Consider the following 16038-nt stretch of genomic DNA (forward strand, 5'->3'; position numbering starts at 1 on the left):
GCTTCACCGTTGGCAGCAGACGAAAGGGGTGCACCGGATATTCTCCGATGCACCCCTCAAAACGGCAAGCTATGTCCGGCCCCTATCAGGGGAGCGACGTGAATCCTTGCCATCCGTTGCCTACCTGGCCCCAAGCCAGCCAGCCCCCGGAACCATTGCCTGGGTAGAGCCACAGGTTGCCGTTGGCGTCACGGGCAAGTACATCAGCTTTGCCATTCCCGTTGAAGTCTCCCGGTCCGAGCAGCGCTGTCATGCCGTTCCATCCGCTTCCGATTTGGGAGCGGCTGCCCCAGCCACTGCTGCCATTGCCAGGGTAGAGCCACAGGGCACCTGCAGTATCCCGGGCCAGCACATCAGTCTTCGCATCGCCGTTGAAATCGCCCGTGCTGAAGATGGCATTCATGACATTCCACCCTGCTCCTACTTGAGTGCGGCCAGCGTTGAACTTACCCAAGCCGTCGCCCTTGTAGAGCCATAGGACTCCTGAGGAGTCCCTCGCCAGGACATCGGATTTGCCGTCCCCGCTGAAATCACCGGGGGCGATCACGGACGTCATACCGCTCCAGCCTGCGCCCGCTGCCTCAGGAGGTTGCCAGCCGCCCATGCCGTTTCCTTTGAAGAGCCACATCTGCCCGGACGCGTCCCTGGCCAGGACATCACTTCGTCCATCTCCGCTGAAGTCCCGCGTTGGGACAATCAGGTTGTAGTTGTTCCACGAAGTCCCCGTGTTGACCTTACCGAGCCATCCGCCTGTGCCGTTGCCCGGGTAGAGCCACAGCGTACCGGCGGCGTCCCTGGCCAAGACGTCATTCTTGGCGTCGGAGTTGTAGTCCTTCCAGGTATTGGCTGGCGCCGCAGGCAAGGTGTATGTCTGCGAGGCTAGTGCGGATTGGTTTCCTGCAGCATCAACGGCGAAGTACTTGACCGTTGTGGTTGCCGTCGGGGTCACCGTAACTGTTGTGGTCCCGGTCGGGCTGGAAATCGTTGGAGTGGAGTTGTCGGTGGTGTAGTAAATCCTGGCCCCGGACTCTGTGGTCAGAGTGACCTTTTGCCCGAGGGTGAGGTTTCCACCTAGTGGGCTAGCAGTCACGGTTGGCGCTACATTGTCCAACACATACACCTGGGTTTGGGGTGCCGAGGCGTTGTTGGATGCATCGACAGCCATGTACCTGATGGTCTTGCTTCCCATTGTGATGGGTCCGGTGTAGAGCGTACTGGCCGTGGTAGGAGCCGTGCCATTCTCTGTGTAGTAGATCTTGGCGTCAGCTTCATTCGCGGTGAGCGTCACCTTTGTTGCAGGACCGTACGTTCCGCCCAGGGGACTGGCTGTCACTGTAGGTGGTGTCGTGTCAGCCACGAAGACGGTGAAGTTGACGCCTGCGACGGAGGTGTTGCCGGCAACATCCCGGGCCTCTACCTCGAACCTGTTTGGTCCGTTGGCGATGTCCGCATAGACCTTCGGTGAGGTGCATGCGGTGAAGGCATCGGTTCCCAAGCGACAGCGGAATCCCGCCACATCCGGAGAGGTGGAGGCGAACTGGAATTGGTACCCGGCTCCCACTGTGGCCCCGCTGGTCGGAGCCGTGATGGCTACCTGGGGGGCCGTCAGATCAGCTGTCACGGTCTGTGCAGCAGCAGGGCTGACATTCCCGGCTGAGTCTGTGCTGCGGATCCTCAAGGTATGGGTGCCCGCAGTGGTGAGCGTGAAACTGTCGCCCGGTACACAGGTCTGGAAAGCGGCATCGGCAGTGGAATCAACAGAACAGGTGAGTGTTGTTCCCGGCTCGAAAGTGGCACCGAGGACAGGTTTGCCGTTCACAACTTGACCACTGTTCGGGGCAGTGAAGACCGGCGCAGCCGGGGCGACCGTGTCCACTGTGAAGGTCCGTGAAACGGGAACCCCGCCGGGGGCCGGCCTGACGGAGAACGTCTGCGGTCCATTGTTCAATGCAGCTGACGTGTAGGTTCCGCCAGTGCAGTCCACCCAAGCGCCGCCCATGGAGCATTCCAAAGCGCTGCCTGCTGGTTCCGCTGCCGCACCGAACGTTGGAGTGGTGTCGTTGGTGAATTCGGGGTTGGGAGCTTGTGCACCACTCGCCAGCGTGGGGCCGGAAGTAATTTTGGCCACAGCGCCGCCAAGGATGCTGATGCTGCCCCTGCCGGTTCCCGGAGGGGAGCTCAACTGTCCGGGATCGTCCAGGACCAGCAATTGGCCACCGCGCATACCCAGGCCGCTGATCTTGCTGAAGCCCAGAGCCCATTGGTTGTCTACTGCACCGGTGGCGAGGTTGAGGCGTGACACCTTGTCTGTACCTGCTGTCGTGCCACTGCTCGTCCCCGTATAGATGACGTGGGCGTCGTAGTCGTAGAAGATCGACGCCGCGACGCCGACGTTGTAGGAAGCCAACGGCACGTAGTCTGTCATCTCTCCGTTGCCTGGGGCAGAGAACGCCCGTAGGCCAGTGGTCTCCAGAACATACACACTGACATATCCGTTGCTGTCATAACCTGCCGCCACAAGGCCCAGTGCCCGGGTGCTGACCGACGCAATGGATTCGATGCTTGGGTGCATGATCGTTGGATCAACGATCTTGATGATTGAGCGGGCGTTGGCGAACGACAGATAGATGTTGCCGTCCGGGCCGTCTGATACTGCGTTGGGGCGGACGTCGCCGTCGAGGACCGTCAGCGTACTGCTGTATTCGAAGAGGTCCAGCGGTGGATTCCATACGGCCCGTACAAGGTGCGAACTGCCAACTGCTGAGTCCGGAATGAAGACGGTTTCGTCGCCGTTGCCGATAGAGCCAGGCGTCGGGTCGAGCACGATGGAGACCCCGGGCACTTTTGGTCCGGGCCCGGCGCCGGGCAGGCTCCCGCCCAAGCACGTGTCTTGTTCAATGGTGCCCGCGTTCCCATTAACTGGTTCGGACATCCGGCAGAATCCGGCAACACTGTCGGAAACCCACATCCTGCCGATGGGGTCCAGAACCGTTCCAGCCGGCTTGGTGAGCCCGATTCCAATGATTTGTTTCTGTTGGTCGGCGTGTGCGGGGGTACTGGAGACCACTGCTGTCATACCTGCAACCGTCAGAAGAACTGCAGCCAATAACGTGGTGACCTTGCGTCCGCGAAGCCGCCAACCGCCGTCGTTCCATGTCTGCCGTTCCATCACGCCACTTCCTTCAGCCACTTGGTCAGGACTGCGGCCTGTGGTGCCATGGGCGCCAGTGTGAGCGCTCCCTTGACGATGGGAACGCCGCCAAGCCCATAGAGTGCCGTACTTATGGTTGGCGGATTGTTTCTGGTGCAGGCTTTGATAATTGCAAGGCAAATATCATTGCGGGTGCCAACGGCGCCCGCTTCCAGAGCGACATTTACCGCGGCATTTTCTTCCGCTTCCAAAACCTGAGGTTGAGGGCCCACATATGTCACCACGACATCTGCGAATTTCTTGTATTGAGTGTTGGCCCAGACTTCTTCAAGGCTCGACAAGATGATGAGCGGATTTCCATTAATTCCGCGGCACTCAAATTGATAGCGCTTTACTGGTTCGGGTCTTTCGACGCGTGGTTTGTCGGCATCGCCGGCATTCGTCACGCCCAGCCTGAATGGCTCAACATTTTCAACGACCTTGACCGAGCAGCCTGTAAGAACGAGACCGGCTAGGCCAAGCTGGACGATAGCGCGTCTTGGCATGTCCACCGAGGGATCCCCACTTCATTCGGATGCTCCCCAGCTCCGCATGCAGTTGGATTTTCGCCCCAGCCGTTGCCGGCTGCATTACTCTATCTTCTCCCAAATTCCGCATTTGTCACTAGTTAGTACGTCTTTTTCTTCGAGGAGTATTCCTGACTGACCCTCAGTTGCGCCGCCGCTGGCCTTCGTGCTGCCGTCAGAGGCCGTCACCGACCAGGTGCAGCCCTCCGGCGGGGTCTTCCGGAGATGGAACTTTCCGGGCAACAGGCCGTCGTTCGCCACCGCATACTCGCCGTCCGCGGCTCTTTCGCCGGACGCCCAAAATCCAATGATTTTTCCTTGCGGCGCCCTGGGACATAGCTCGCTGGCTGCCTGCAGCGTCTGTCGGCTGCTGCGTCCGAAGAGCTCGGATGCAGCTTCGTCGCTAACGCGGCTACAAAGCGACAACGCAGTCAAGTAGGCTTCAAGTCCGTCGGATGCTGGCACGCCTGGCTCAGCTATGGTGATGATCCTGGCCTCATCTTCGGTGGGTTCGAACGGGACGGGCCCCTCATAGTTTGCTGTGCAGGAAGCCAGCCGGACGTATTCCGAGGATGCCCAAACTTCCGCGAGGCTCGTATACGTAACGTCTGGAACAGCCTCATTCAGGCTGGAACATAAGTACGAGAACCGCCCTGAATCATCAGGCGCGCCGGCACCCTGTCCGCTGCCTTCGCCCGGATCCGTCGGTTCGGCGGATGCTACGGCCGAAGATGAGGATGATGCGGTGGGAGGTGCCGATGCAGAAGAACCGGACGTTGCCGCGGTCGAAGGTGTCGTTGGAGGTGTGGTTGTGCTGGAACAACCAGCAAGAAGCAGTAGCAGCGCCGCAGCGGCCGGGGACAGGGTTCGCATGGTGACCTCCACCTCCATGGTTGCCATAACCCGAATGCCGGTCAATGAATTTGGCTGCGAATCGGGTATCGATACCGCTACGAAAATTGGCGGTGCGCGTACGCCGAAGGCCTTGCTCCGGAGACCAAGGCCTTCGACGTTCACGGCGCTTAGGCGAACATTGAGTTCAGTGTGTTGATGACAGTTGCTTCTACGCCCGTTGTTCCGCCACGGAAGTGGCCGATGTGTCCGTACACAGTCATGGAGCCGCCAGCGATCCCGGGATGGTCCGGGTCCCAGCCGCCCTCATAGCTGCCGCCGGATGAGTAGGGTGGCAGGAACTGTGCACTGGGCACGTAATAGCACGATTCGTTTCCGTAGCCCCCGACGATCACGCCGTTTGCACCGCCGAACCTCGCCCGGAAGTATGCGGCATAGCCGCTCACCAGCTCGCCACCGACGATCCCGATCCTCAGTTGAGGGCTGCCTCCGAACTTCCACACCTGGAACGGACAAACGACTGAGGTTTCATAACTGCCGCTATCAATTCGACCCATCATGACCTGGGCGTGGCGTCCATACCAGGCGGGATTGCCATCGAGGTTTGGTAGCCGGGATGCATATGCGGCCCGGACAGCCGCCATGTTGCCTGCTGTGGGCGTGATATCCAGAGGGATCTCCACTTCCCGATAGCTGGTCTGGAGGGGGCTGCCAATAATCCTTCCCGGCGTCTGCATGGCCACATCAACAGCAGCACCGAGCCTAGTGGCGTACTCGTCCCTCAACTCCCAACTGGGTACGCCCATGGGGTTCTGATCTCCGGCCGCTCCCTGCAGGAATAAGGCAAAACACTCAGGGTTGGTGTTTTCGATGTAGTTGCACGCCCCGGCGGGGAAATCGCCGTCGAAAAGTGTGCGCATACCTGCCGCGACCGGATGGCATGCGTAATTGAAGATCACCGCCGCGGCGTTGCCGTTTGGCTTGCGCGCCACGATGACGGGGACTGTGTTCTCAAGGTAGGGAAGGCCCACCCTGTTGTACGCGATGCTGGCCGTTGTGACCTTGTAATCCAAAGTGACGGCGGTCTGCGAGGCGTTGAGCGCTTCACTGGCAGCGTCCACGAGGTCGTTCTCCAAGTGCTGGCTGTAGGTCTCCACCATTGACAAATCTGACAGCCCGTAGCACATGAACGGGTGGAGGGTGTCAACTACGGCCGGCCCGTTATGGGTGTGGGTGGACTGGATCAGGATGTCGCCGTTGGACCAGCTTGCCAACTCCAGGATCCGTTGCCGGGCCCGCTGATGGAGGGATCTGGGCAGGGCAAGAATATCCACGCTCATGATCAGGTTGGGGGAGCCGTTTTCCCAAAGCACGATCGCCCGAACCCACAGTGATTCGTAGGGGGCGCTACTGGTGGCCTCCCGGCCGCCGTCGAGGGTCCCGTACCCCGCCATGTAGGGATTGACGTCAAGCGGCGGCGAAATGCTGACCTTGGCCGTTGAAACGGTAAACGCCATGAAAGATCACTCCTTGATTGTGCGCATTGGTGACCTTCGCTTGCCCCCAAACAAAGCCCGTTTCCCGAATGCGCTGAACAGCCAATACGTGAGACCACCTTCATTAGATCACGCAATCCCGGGATTTAGACCTGTGCGTTGGCCTAAACATTATTTGTTTCCTATGCGTAGTTTTTGCCAAATGTGAAAGGGCCTGCGCACTCCTTTTCGGAGTGTGCAGGCCCTTGCCGAATTTCAGACTCGGAGCGCGCTGCGATCTAACTTCAGGCGGGGGCGAAGATTTTCAGCCCGCCCCAACCAGTGCCGACTTTGGTGGGCGAACCCCAGCTGCGATTCTGTCCTACCGGGTAGTAGCGCAGATCGCCGCTGGTGGTCCGCGCCAGGATTCCGGTTGAACCTGCTCCTGCAAATCCACGGATGGCTCCGTAGCTGTTGACCACGTTCCAACCGGTTCCCACTATGCCGGGCGCTTCGTGGACCAGTGCTCCACTGCCATTTGACCGGTAGAGCAATAGATCGCCGGCGGCATTCTTCGCGAGGAGGTCCATGGTGGAGTCCTTGTCGAAGTCCATCTGGGCGATGTCCAATCCGGACCAACCTGTACCAATCTGAACCCGGGAGCCCAAGGCGGTGCCGGATGGATTGCTGATATGGAACAAGCGACCCGTTGGGTCGTAGCCAACGATGCTCGGGCGAGCATCAGACTTCCTCCACGAACCTACTGTGAGCGTCCAGTCCTTCCAACCAGTTCCGAGACTGATCGGCGCAGCGTAGCCCCGGCCCGTGAATCCCGGGTAGACGCTAAGCCGCCCATCGGTCCACTGCGCAACGATGTCCAAAGCGCCGTCGTTGTTCCAGTCTGCGAGGAAACCGGCCTTAAGGCCGGTCCACTGCGTGCCGATAAGCTCGGCTGGCAACAAGGAAGTAGACCCGGAACCAGGGTAACGGTACAGGTTGCCGTCTTGACGAGCGGCCACGACGTCTTGCGGGTCCACGCCGAGAGTGCTCTCAACGTTGACCGGTGCGCCGCTGATCACGTTCGCGTCATTCCATCCCACTCCGATGAGGAAGCGGTTGCCCCAGGATCCGGAAACTGCCGGGTAGTAGTACAGGTCACCATTGGCAGCCCGGGCTTGCAGCCCTTGCGAACCGGAGCCGTTGAAACCCGCCGCGGAGCTCACCGATGTCATGCCGGACCACCCGTTGCCAATTACCCGGGCCGGCTCGGGGAGGAACGATCCCACACCGTTGGAGCGGTATAGACGCATGATGCCATCGGTCGTCCGGGAGACGATGTCCTGGTTGCCGTCACCGTCGAAGTCCAGTTGGTTGAATTGGTGCCCGCCGAATCCGGTCCCGATCAGCACACCTCCGTTGAGGGCACCTCCTGCCGCATTCGTATATCGGTAAAGGTTTCCTTTGCCATCCTGGCCGATGACACCCGGATAAGCGTCCCTTGAGTTCCACCACCCAACCGTGAGCGACATCTCCTGCCACCCGGTTCCTACCAGCAACGGTGAAAGGAATCCGCCGCCGGAGGCGCCGCGGAAGACTTGGAGGGAGCCGTCCCGCCACTGGGCGAGGATGTCCTGGACTCCGTCCTGGTTCCAGTCAACGACGTGGACGGACTGCACAGTTCCCCAACCGGACCCAATCGCTACCGGTCCCGTGATGCGGCCTTGGCCGTCTGCGGGGAAATTGTCCAGACGTCCGGACGGCATGGCAGCGAGCACGTCAGCCCCGGACCGGATGGAGGGGCTGGATGGGCGGGGGACTCCACGCGCAAATGTCCGAAGCTGGTCATAGGTGCCGTTGAAAATGTTTGAATCACCCTCGAAGGGGCCGGTGCTGCTGTACTGCCACATGGTGTAATTGCCCCAACTGACCGGCAGGTTACCCGGGGAGTTGGTTGGGTTGTTCCAGTAGGAGGCGATCCACAGGGGGTAGCTTCCGAAGGTGGAGTTTCCCACGCAGGTATTCCACCAGTCGGTGGTGCTGTAGATCACCGGGAAGCGGCCGGTCAGGGCCTTGACTGTATTGCCAAAGTCGGCAGCCCACTGTCCGAGCTGCGCTTTGGACATGTCATAGCACGTGTTGCCGAAGTAAAACCCGTTGATGGTCCGTCCGGCATAGGGGTTGTACTCAATGTCCAGGACGGGTGGCAGCGTGTAACCGTCGGCTGTCCACCCACCACCGTTTGCCACGAAATATCGGGCCTGATCGGCGCCTGATGACCAGTTGGGGATAGCGAAGTGGTATGCGCCCCGGACCATTCCTACGTTGCGGGATCCGTTGTACTGCTGCGTGTAGTTCTCATTGAGGTAGTAGTTGCCTTCAGAGACCTTGACGTATGCCCATCGGGAACCTTGATTCCATTGGTTCTGCCAGTTGACGTTGCCCTGGTGGGCACTGACGTCCTGTCCGGCAATGCCGATAGTGGGGCGCCAGTGCCCCGGGTCAGCCGCCATGGGGAATGCTGAATCCACGGCTCCGCCGATTGCCTTCGCTCCGGAAGGCTGCGAAGCCGCCTTCTGCTGCTTGGCCATTACTCTCGGCGAGCGCTGTCCCATTTCTGCGCCACCGGCTGGAATGGCGGCTCGCATGGCCGATTTCATGGCTTCGGCGTCCGGGGCGTTGCCGGGCATTGATTTGTGCGTTGAGGCAGGCGCTTCGGGTTGTCCGGAGGCGGTTGGGCTTGTCACTACGGGTGAGGGTTCGACGGCGGCCGGCCGCTCTTGCTGATCGGGCACCGGCGCACCCGTTGACAACCCGCTGTCCGGAGCGGACCCAGAGCCGTCGCCGGCTGGCCGGGGGCCCTGCGGCGGCGGGCTTTCCTGAGTATTGGAAGGCGGGGCTGGTTGAGGGCCGGAGGGCTGCGCCCATGCGGGAACTCCAAGGCTGCCAGCCGCCAGCAGTGCGACAGTAAGCGCCAGGCCGGCACGTGCCAGAGGGATGCGGTGGACCGGGTCCATCGAACTAGTTTTCATTTTCACATCCGGCCCTGTACCGCGGCTTAGCGGCGCATGGTGTGGCTTGCGGACAAGCTCCAGGGCGGGCGCCTGCGCATGAGACCAAAGGCCAGCTCCTAACGGGCTTTACCCTAACATTCCGAAACTGGAGTGACTAGTGGGATTCAGGATGCTTATGTGACAGAAGGGGGCACTTATCCACACGTGCTTTCTCGGTGACTTGGGCGTCTGCCTGCGCTCGCCTAGCGTGAATGACTCGAGATGAGCCTCTCATTTACGGGTTCATGATCACGGGGAGAGATGTGGATGCTGTAAAAATCGTCGAGGGAGAAGTCCGGGAACTCATACGACGCCGCGGGCTCGATCCGCTGGAACAAACAAAGGATGTTCGGCTTCTCGTAGATGAGGCCGTTAACGACTACGACGAGCGGGCACTCCTAGGGCCCCTGCCTTCACTCGGACACCTCGAGGCCGCCCGACAACACATCTTTGACGCCGTTGCGGGGTTTGGGCCGCTGCAGCCGCTCTTGGATGATGCCGGAATCGAAGAGGTATGGATCAATGCGCCGCACGAGATCTATGTGGCTCGCAATGGGGAATCCGAGCTGACGGCAGTAACGCTCAGCGATCAGCAAGTGCGGGATCTCGTGGAAAGGATGCTCAAGAGCTCGGGGCGCCGTTTGGATCTCTCATCCCCTTTCGTGGATGCGGCACTTCCCGACGGATCCAGGTTGCACGTAGCGATCCCGGACATCACCCGTAAGCACTGGGCTGTCAACATCCGGAAATTTATCGCGCGGGCAAACCGACTTGAACACTTGGTTGAGCTGGGAAGTCTGACGCCGCAAGCCGCCAGGTTCCTTGGCGCGGCAGTAGCCAGCGGGCTCAACATCCTGGTGTCGGGAGCCACCCAGGCGGGGAAGACAACCATGCTGAACTGCCTTGCCGCAAGCATCGGTTCCCGTGAACGTGTCATCACGGTTGAGGAGATCTTTGAATTGCAGCTCCCGCTGCGCGACGTGGTCGGGTTGCAATGCCGCCAGGCAAATCTCGAAGGTGAAGGGGAAATTCCGCTACGGCGGCTGGTTAAGGAAGCGCTTCGGATGCGTCCGGACCGCTTGGTCGTGGGAGAAGTCCGCGAAGCCGAAAGCCTCGATATGCTGATCGCCCTGAATTCCGGCTTGCCGGGGATGTGCACCGTGCATGCCAATTCTGCACACGATGCCGTCACTAAGATCTGCACGCTACCCCTCCTGGCGGGAGCGAATATTTCCAGCGCTTTCGTAGTACCCACAGTGGCATCCTGCATCGACCTCGTGGTGCACTGCGGCCGACATTCAACCGGGCGTAGGCAGGTAACTGAAATTCTTTCCCTGGGGCGCAGGGTGGAAAACGGGATCATCGAATCCACTGGTGTCTTTGGCATGGTTGCAGGTCAGTTGCAGCCCAGGGCAAACTCCATGCCGGCTGCCGAAAAGTTTTCGCGGGCAGGCTTCGACGTGGCTGCCCTCTTGGAGTTGAACTGATGGCGCCGTTGCTTGGGATCTTGTGTGGCTTGGGAGTGTTCCTCGTTTGGTGGTCCGCATGGGTCGAGCCACGGGTTGAATCCAGAAGAAGCAAGCCCCGTCGCTTGGACCTCCTTCTGATGTCAGCAGGGATCGAAAAAGTAACGGGCGGCGGACTCCTGGCCACTTGCACCGGCTTCGGCATGTTCGCACTGCTGGCGTTCTACGTTGTGACAGGGTCGCCGGCGGTTGCCTCATGTTTTGCGATATTCGGTTCCTGGCTTCCGTTTGCGGCTGTACGTTGGCGGGCCCGGAAGCGCAGGACTGCGCTCCGGCAGCTGTGGCCGGATGTGGTGGACCACTTGCGGTCAGCGATTCGTGCGGGCCTTGCACTGCCGGAGGCGTTGATCCAGCTGGGACACAACGGACCGGAAGGGCTCAGGGAATTGTTCCTGGACTTTGGAGCCGACTATAGAGCCGCCGGGAATTTTGAGGCGGCGGTGAACAGACTCAAGGATCGGTTGGCAGACCCTGTAGCCGACCGCATCATAGAGGCCTTGCGAATGACCCGGGAAGTGGGCGGTTCAGACCTTGGGCGCATGCTGGGTACCCTTTCGGTGTTCCTGCGTGACAGTGCCCGGACCCGCAGTGAGCTTGAGGCCCGCCAGTCCTGGACCATCAATGCTGCCCGGCTTGCTGTAGCTGCTCCCTGGATAGTTTTGGTGGTCATGGCAAGCCGGCCCGAAGCCATGATGGCTTTCAACTCCGGCATGGGCGCGGTGGTGTTGCTGGGAGGGCTGCTGATCTCAGTCTTTTGCTACTCCGTGATGCTTCGCGTTGGCGCCTTGCCAGAGGATGAGCGGGTTTTTCGATGAACACCTCGATTGCTTTCGCCGTGTTGTGCGGCCTGGTCCTGGGCGCCGGATGCTGGCTAATGCTGGTGCGGCTCCCGTTCATGCGGCCACCGAGATTCTCTGACCGCATTGAACCGCAGTTGAAGTCGCAGAACCTCGATTCGCGCCTTCTCCGCGCGCCAACACAGAATCTCACGCCGTTCGGCCCGTTGGAACGGATTCTCCGCCCCGTCATTCGCGATGCAATCATCGCCATGTCCCGCTTCAATCCCGGTTTCACAGCCCTGGGCAAGAGGCTTGCCCGCGCAGGATCAACCAAATCAACCTTGGATTTCCGGGCTGAGCAGTTTCTGTGGGCCAGCGCCGCTTTCGTGCTCGCTGTCCTCGTGGTTATCGCAGGCGCGACCTCCGGGCGCTTCAGTCCGGTCGTCTCTTGTATCGCGGTCCTTGGAAGCGCGGTGGGAGGTTACCTGCTTCGCGACTTTGTGTTGGGACTGAAAATCAAACGGAGGGAATCAAGGATGTTGTCCGAGTTTCCCAGCCTCGCGGAGCTCATGGCGCTCGCTGTTGCAGCGGGAGAAAGCGCGATGGGCGCAATGGACAGGGTCAGCCGCAGCTCGAATGGTGAACTTTCCGGGGAATTTGCCACAATCCTGGCCGATACACGGTCGGGGAAACCGCTGACGGAAGCACTTCAGGCCTTTTCATCAAGGGCGGAATTGCCGCCCCTGGTCAGATTCATTGACGGTCTGGTGGTTGCTGTTGAACGCGGGACGCCGTTGGCGGACGTCCTACGGGCGCAAGCGGCAGACGTCCGCGACGCCGCGCAACGGGAACTCATGGAGTCTGCAGGCCGAAAAGAGATTGCCATGATGGTGCCGCTTGTCTTCGGCGTGCTTCCTCTGACCGTAGTCTTCGCTGCCTTCCCGGCCATTGCGGCTCTGGAAATGAGCCTTTAGCGCACAGCCATCAATCTGTCCCGTCCTATCCGTACATTCGACCAGCGACGCTACGTCAGTGCCTCCTGGAAACACATTGGGGAAAACCATGAAACGAGTTACCAACAAATTGTCCGCTGTCTTCCTCCCTCTGCTTCGGTCCTCACGGATGTTCGTGGTGATTGCTCTGAGGGCGATGCCCTACAGGGAAGATCGCGAGCGCGGTGACGTACCTGGTTGGGTGATGATCACCTTCTTGACTGTGGTCTGATCTCACCCAGCGCCGCGGAACTTGCGTGGAAAGGTGGGACTTGGCAGCAGTCACACTAGTGACTGCCGTCTAATCTCACCTACGCAAGCCAGGAGCCCCGGACCCGAGCCTTAGATCCCCGTCGTCAAGAACCCGTCAAGTACCCATCAAGCACGCCTCGAAGCGGCAAACCGTCGCTGCCCTCACATAGGCTTCCGGAATGCTCACCGACACCCAAAAAGCCATGCTCGACCTTGCCAGCGAGAAGTTCAAGCATGCTGGCTCTCTCGACTCGGCCGCCATGGAACGCTTCGGCATGACGCCGACCAGATACTGGCAAGAGGTCAACCAACTCATCCAGACAGAGGCCGCCGTGGCGTACCGTCCGGCCACGGTGGCCCAGCTCAAGACCAGGCGACGTTCTATGGTGCGGACGGCCAGCAGACTACTCCGGTAAGAACCCCGGAAACCTCTTGCCCCACTGAACTATGCGGAGCCAGTCCGGGCACCGATTGTACTCATCGATGTCCCATTCCGAGTTAGTGACCGGCCGAACGTTCTCTTTAGGCAGCCAAGCATTCAGGCTGTCCTTTTCGTCGTCGTACCACTGGACATGGATCTGGGTCCGGTTCCAGTGTGTCGCATGGGCGTATACCCCGACTGTCCCGCCAGCCTTCAGCAGCACCAGCGCGTGCACTTTCGGGTAGTGCCCCCACTCCCATGACTTGACGTCCTCCACGGGCCCCACTCGCTCCGGGCGCTCAAACTCATGGGTGCGCCCGTCAAGCAGGAACGACGTCGGGGGAAGGATCGGCATGCCTCCATCATGACTTAACGACAATAGAGCCCCACCCTCTGGCAGGGTGGGGCTCTATTACGTCTGGGAACATAACCGGTCTTATGTTGCCCGATTCGGGACGGATATAATCAGCGCATGACTACTAGGGGAATGACGCCTGCCGAGCGTTTGAAGGCAGAAGCCGGCGACCGAATGGACGCCTATCTGGCTCACCGGGCAGCTAAGCCCAAGATGAAGAATCCGTGGATGGTGGCACTGGGCATTGCGCTTCTCGTCCCTGGCATCTTCATGCTTGGCTGGGAACTCAACAGTGCTTGGGACTTCCCGCTAATTTTGTCGGGGATTCTTCTGATTTCCTTCTTCGGCCACAAAGAAAACGGCCAGTGACGATCCAAGTTGCCCTGCTCTGCTGTCTTGCACTGCTGAGCCTGGCTTACATCACTGCACGGAAAGGTGAGTCCACTCGCCTTCCTAAGCTGGAGATGGCATGGTTCCACTGCACGGTTACATGGCCCGTCGTCGTGAAAGCTGCCCTTGGATCGTTCATATTCAGTGGTGACGCGGACAGCGGAACAAGCTACCTGCTCGTGACCTACGGTCCGGCGCTTTTCATGTCAGTCGCGCTGCTGGCTTTCAGGGTGCGGGGTGACGCGAAGCTGTTTTCGCCAGGCGTATGGGTATTCGCGAGCGTGGCGCTTTCAGTGCCATTCATAGTCTTCTCCGGGACCAGTGGTGTGGCTGGTGTCCTGCCGACATTGTTGATTCTGCCCGCACTGTTCCAACGGGCATCCCCGATACCACTGGAGGCTTGGTTTAGGTCCGCTCGGACCTCGCTGCTGTTGGTTGTTATGGCCATCGCGGGGACTGCCCTCGTAGCGCCAATCAACATTATTGGGCTCTGCCGGCTGGACAAGTGTTCGGCGTTCGGGGAAGTCCTCACTTCCCCCATCACTAATAACGGGAACTTTGCCGGTGTAGCCATTGCTCTCCTGCTTCCCCTGGCACTTCTGGGATTGCGGAAATTCCCGATGATCCTCACGGCGGCGGCTGGGCTCATCATGATCGAAGCGTCCGGAAGTCGCTCCGCCGCGATCTCAGCTTGGATAGTGTCCGCCGTCGTCCTGCTGGCCTCAAAAAACTGGCAGAGCCGAGCTTGGATTCCTATCTTCGCGTTCGCTGGCGTCCTCGTGGCTTCAGTCGTGACAGCCGTAGGGACCTTTCCTCGCGAGTTCGCTACCTACCGCGGCGGACTCTGGTCTCGCGCCCAAGAGCTTTTCTCGCAACAACCAATCATTGGGAATGGCCCCGGCTTTTGGTCGGCGCAGCCTCCCGAGATGTCATTTCTCGCCAACTACAGTCCTCACAATTTCTGGCTTGAATTTGCGGTTTCCGGCGGCATGGTCGCTGTGATTTGTGTCTTCGCGGCCGGCGTAGCGCTCCTACGCCGCGTTGAGAAGCAGGAGCGCTACGCACTGTTGATGATGTTCATCGCGATTCTGGCGCTGGGCGTCGTTGAGGCTCCCGTCCAGACAGCCAAGTTCGGGCTTGCGCCGTTCGCCCATCTTCTGCCACTCATCATTGGCGCATCATGCGCGGTGGCTACACGTAGCCAGGAGACACGTAGCCAACTCCAGCCAGCCCCACTGGGCAAAAATCTGGTACGGCACTGACCACTTCCGCGAGACCAAGCTTTTCGGCCAAAACCGAGTCCTGGCAGACATAGGACTTAGGCGAGTAGGTCCGTAACCAGGAATTCGATACCTCCCAAACGGTCGAGGCGTCGGCATTCTCAATCAACCGGCTGGTCATGTTGCTGGTGATGAAGTCCACGTCTTGCAGGACAACCTTTCCGACTGCTGGATCAGTAGTGCCGCTGGCCGCGTTTAGGATTGCCCGTCCTGACACGCCTGCCATGAGGGAAGACCTCGCCATCCTGAACTCCTGCACGCCGCCTCCCCAGAACTGGATCACGTCCGGGTGACCGTCGGACTGCCCGCCCGGCTCGTGGTTCCGGTTCGGCCCGAATCGACAATTTTGCACCGTCAGAAGCGGGCTGTTCCGGTTGGCGCGGAGACAGTCATTTATGAAGCCCTCGACCAAGATGCCTTCGAGGTGCGTATGCCCGGTGCCAGCAACGCGGCTGATAGCAGAACGAGAGTATTCACCCAAGTAGACCTTGGCGCCGACAACGTGGGTTGTATTGCTGGAACCTGAGCCGGAGTTGTAGAAGCCAGATCGGCGTGTCAGGCCGGTGAAGCTGGTTGCCGTGGTCCCTGTGTAGTCGATGCCCTCGCCGTCCAATCGCAGGTATCCCGAGGCTGGGTACCCTGCTGTTGATGCGACGTTGATCGTGGTGTCATCGGCTCCTACTGGTGTCATGACGGTGGTTACCGGCCCACCCTCGCCAATGATGTGCCCTCCGATCCAGACAACATCTCCGCCACCGAAGATCTGGATTATCGCGTCCGCTTTGTCCTGATCCGTTCGGAAGGTAATTGGTGTGGGCGCGGTTATGTAGCAGTCCTGCCCTGGGTCGAGAGTGATGTTGCGTGTAGCCGGGTCATCGGTGATCGTGACCATCCGCGGACTGGTCAGGGTTGGCGGAGCCCAAGGCAGAGGCCGAGTGTGGTCTGTCTC

Annotated in this window: 14 protein-coding genes; 7 read left to right on the forward strand and 7 right to left on the reverse strand. The window is 60.0% G+C overall.

The window, feature by feature from the left end:
* Positions 1–85: 85 nt before the first annotated feature.
* The 5 genes from M1D89_RS09855 to M1D89_RS09875 all read right to left on the reverse strand — a co-directional run bounded on the left by M1D89_RS09855 (position 86) and on the right by M1D89_RS09875 (position 9073).
* Entirely contained in the window at positions 86–3169 is a 3084-nt protein-coding gene (locus M1D89_RS09855; RefSeq protein WP_498650158.1) for a chitobiase/beta-hexosaminidase C-terminal domain-containing protein, read from the reverse strand.
* The gene (locus M1D89_RS09860) at positions 3169–3696 is read right to left on the reverse strand and encodes a hypothetical protein (RefSeq protein WP_498650933.1); all 528 of its coding nucleotides are present in this window, start codon (positions 3694–3696) and stop codon (positions 3169–3171) included. Before M1D89_RS09860 ends, M1D89_RS09855 begins: the two co-directional genes overlap by 1 nt.
* Positions 3697–3780: 84 nt before the next feature.
* Positions 3781–4617 (reverse strand): hypothetical protein, encoded by an 837-nt coding sequence (locus M1D89_RS09865; protein WP_498650160.1) that lies wholly within the window; start codon positions 4615–4617, stop codon positions 3781–3783.
* A 122-nt stretch (positions 4618–4739) separates the two neighbouring features.
* On the reverse strand, positions 4740–6086 hold the full coding sequence (locus M1D89_RS09870) for a hypothetical protein (protein ID WP_498650162.1): 1347 nt from the start codon (positions 6084–6086) through the stop codon (positions 4740–4742).
* Between the two features lie 263 nt (positions 6087–6349).
* Positions 6350–9073 carry a GH25 family lysozyme gene (locus M1D89_RS09875; protein WP_498650164.1) on the reverse strand — a complete coding sequence of 908 codons (2724 nt, stop codon included), beginning with the start codon at positions 9071–9073 and terminating at the stop codon, positions 6350–6352.
* A gap of 284 nt (positions 9074–9357) precedes the next feature.
* Between M1D89_RS09875 and M1D89_RS09880 the strand changes: the two genes are divergently transcribed.
* The 5 genes from M1D89_RS09880 to M1D89_RS09900 all read left to right on the forward strand — a co-directional run bounded on the left by M1D89_RS09880 (position 9358) and on the right by M1D89_RS09900 (position 13059).
* Complete coding sequence (locus tag M1D89_RS09880) at positions 9358–10581, forward strand: TadA family conjugal transfer-associated ATPase (protein ID WP_498650166.1); 1224 nt, start codon at positions 9358–9360, stop codon at positions 10579–10581.
* Positions 10581–11435, forward strand: a complete 855-nt coding sequence (locus M1D89_RS09885; protein WP_498650168.1) for a type II secretion system F family protein — start codon at positions 10581–10583, stop codon at positions 11433–11435. Before M1D89_RS09880 ends, M1D89_RS09885 begins: the two co-directional genes overlap by 1 nt.
* The gene (locus tag M1D89_RS09890; RefSeq protein WP_498650170.1) at positions 11432–12373 is read left to right on the forward strand and encodes a type II secretion system F family protein; all 942 of its coding nucleotides are present in this window, start codon (positions 11432–11434) and stop codon (positions 12371–12373) included. Before M1D89_RS09885 ends, M1D89_RS09890 begins: the two co-directional genes overlap by 4 nt.
* Before the next feature lie 88 nt (positions 12374–12461).
* Complete coding sequence (locus M1D89_RS09895) at positions 12462–12623, forward strand: hypothetical protein (RefSeq protein ID WP_498650172.1); 162 nt, start codon at positions 12462–12464, stop codon at positions 12621–12623.
* Positions 12624–12822: 199 nt separating this feature from the next.
* Positions 12823–13059, forward strand: a complete 237-nt coding sequence (locus M1D89_RS09900; RefSeq protein WP_498650174.1) for a DUF3263 domain-containing protein — start codon at positions 12823–12825, stop codon at positions 13057–13059.
* Here M1D89_RS09900 and M1D89_RS09905 read toward each other — a convergent pair.
* Positions 13048–13419, reverse strand: a complete 372-nt coding sequence (locus M1D89_RS09905; RefSeq protein ID WP_498650176.1) for a hypothetical protein — start codon at positions 13417–13419, stop codon at positions 13048–13050. The two genes, M1D89_RS09900 and M1D89_RS09905, sit on opposite strands and share 12 nt — an antisense overlap.
* Before the next feature lie 117 nt (positions 13420–13536).
* Here M1D89_RS09905 and M1D89_RS09910 point away from each other — a divergent pair, with 117 nt between their 5' ends.
* The gene (locus M1D89_RS09910; protein WP_498650177.1) at positions 13537–13788 is read left to right on the forward strand and encodes a hypothetical protein; all 252 of its coding nucleotides are present in this window, start codon (positions 13537–13539) and stop codon (positions 13786–13788) included.
* Positions 13785–15071 (forward strand): O-antigen ligase family protein, encoded by a 1287-nt coding sequence (locus tag M1D89_RS09915; protein ID WP_498650178.1) that lies wholly within the window; start codon positions 13785–13787, stop codon positions 15069–15071. The genes M1D89_RS09910 and M1D89_RS09915 overlap by 4 nt, the downstream gene beginning before the upstream one ends.
* On the opposite strand, the gene M1D89_RS09920 is transcribed toward M1D89_RS09915, so the two are convergent.
* Positions 15001–15981, reverse strand: coding sequence for a hypothetical protein (locus M1D89_RS09920; protein ID WP_498650181.1), 981 nt, complete (start codon positions 15979–15981; stop codon positions 15001–15003). The two genes, M1D89_RS09915 and M1D89_RS09920, sit on opposite strands and share 71 nt — an antisense overlap.
* Between the last annotated feature and the right edge of the window lie 57 nt (positions 15982–16038).

Source organism: Arthrobacter sp. D3-18 (genome assembly GCF_054408525.1).